A 1,780-nucleotide genomic window follows, 5' to 3' on the forward strand; every position below is an offset into this window, starting at 1 on the left:
AACCGGCTTCACCATCACCGGTATCGCGACCATCGAGCAGTACAAGGCGCTGATCGAATCGATCAAGTTCCTGGCACCGGGCGATAACCCGGCGGCGGGCACTCGTGGCGTGGACATCACCGTCACCGACTCCGGCGCCAAGGGCAACGGCGTCAACGGCAAGGAATCTGTGCTGGCCCACGGCGAGATCTCCGTGGTTGCGGTCAACGATGCGCCGACCGCCAATGTCGCTCTCGGCAACGGCAACGAAGACGACGGTCAGACCAACACCGGCATCGCCATCACCCTGAGTGGCAGCGATGCAGACGGTCAGATCGATCACTTCAACCTGGTCAGCCTGGGTGCCAACGGCAAGTTCTACGCCGACGCCGCCCACACCATCGAGATCACGACCAGCACCGACATTCCGGCCTCTGGCAACAGCGCGACCATCTACTTCGTGCCTACTGCGGACTGGAGCGGTACCAACAACTTCACCTACAAGGCAGTGGACAACGGCCTGGCCAATGGTCAGGACGTCCTGAGCTCGCCGATCGCCAATGGCAGCGTCACCGTGGCGCCAGTCACCGACACCCCGTCGCTGAGCATGGACGGCGGTTTCAGCCGTGGCATCGACTTCCAGGGCTCGGGCACCGGCACCAACATCGCCGTCAACCAGTTCAGCGGCGGCGTGTGGCACACCGACAACGCCAACGGCCAGGTGGAAATCAACACCGCCAGCACCTATGGCGTGAATGATCCGAACCAGGCATCCGGCAACCACGTCATCGAACTGGAGCGCAACTCAGGCGACCCGAGCAACCTGTGGACCGAGTTCTCGGCCAAGGCCGGTGAAACCTACACCGTTTCGGTCGACTACTCGCCGCGCTCCGGCGCGCTGAGCAACTCGGTCATCAACGTGTTCTGGGGCACCACCCTGATCGGCACCCTGAACGCCAGCGAACTGGGCCTGAAAACCTACACCTTCCAGGTTCCGGTCACCGCCGATGGCACCGCGCACCTTGAATTCAAGGCTGCGGACAGCAACTCCCTGGGCGGCATTCTGGACAACATTTCGGTCACCCAGAACATCAACACCGGCCTTGAAGACCAACCGATCCTGCTGTCGGCCGTCAATGCGCACAGCACCGACGTTGATGGCTCGGAAAGCCTGACCCTGACCCTCAAAGGCCTGCCGAAAGGATCGGTCATCACTGACGGCACTGCGGAGCACACCTTCACCGCGGGCGCGAACGGCGCATCGGTGGACATCAGCACCTGGAACCTCAGCACCCTGAAGTTCACCGCACCGGAAAACTTCAGCGGCACCGTTCCGCTGACCCTGACCGCGACCGCACAAGACGGCCCGACTGCAGCATCTGTCAGCACTAATCTGGACTTCAACGTCACGGTCATCGCAGTGGCCGATGCACCGAACCTTTCCGTCACCACTGCAACCGGTGACGAAGACACTGCGATCCACCTGAACATCGCGCCAGCACTGGTCGACAAAGACGGTTCGGAAACCCTGAGCACGGTCATCAGCGGCATTCCGAAAGGCGCCGTGCTGACCGACGGCACCCCGGGCCACACCTACACCGCTGGCGCCAACAACAGCGAGACGTCGGTCACCGGGTGGGACCTGTCCAAGCTGACGATCCAGACGGCTCAAGACTACAACGGCAGCTTCAACCTGACCGTGACCTCGACCGCCACTGAATCGAGCAACGGCAGCCACGCCTCGACCTCGCAGACCCTGACCGTCACGGTCAATCCGGTCAACGATGCGCCGACCGCAGTT

The 1,780-nt window shown here is 62.5% G+C and carries 1 protein-coding gene; it reads left to right on the forward strand.

Annotation, left to right across the window (positions count from 1 at the left end; all coding sequences use genetic code 11):
* On the forward strand, positions 1-1,780 hold a 1,780-nt coding region (locus AC1MEK_RS29770; RefSeq protein WP_480399836.1), incomplete at both ends, for a hypothetical protein.

It is taken from the genome of Pseudomonas sp. 2, from assembly GCF_056627435.1.